This window comes from Sphingomonas sp. 10B4 (genome assembly GCF_035019905.1).
GTDB classification, from domain to species: domain Bacteria; phylum Pseudomonadota; class Alphaproteobacteria; order Sphingomonadales; family Sphingomonadaceae; genus Sphingomonas; species Sphingomonas glacialis.
In genome coordinates, this window is record NZ_JASJVC010000534.1 from 1 (window position 1) to 241 (window position 241).

Below are 241 nucleotides of genomic sequence, written 5' to 3' on the forward strand. Positions count from 1 at the left end.
GAGATGTTCGCCCGAATTTCTTTCCTCAGCGACAGCGACAAAAAAGCCATCAAGGTACCGAATACAAGCCTGATCGCGGAGGGGCTTTATAGCTATGTCTTTGTTGAGAAAAAAGAAGGCGAATTCCAAAAACAGCGTGTCAATATTATTCGTCGTGGTCAGAACAATAGCTACGTCGATAGCGGCTTAAATGCCGATCAACGGATCGTCACTGAAGGCAGCTTGTTGCTCAATGCTGAGG

The 241-nt window shown here is 46.5% G+C and carries 1 protein-coding gene; it reads left to right on the forward strand.

Annotated elements, in window-relative coordinates:
- Window positions 1–241: hypothetical protein (locus QN347_RS20770; RefSeq protein WP_323494541.1), on the forward strand; the 241-nt coding region annotated here is incomplete at both ends.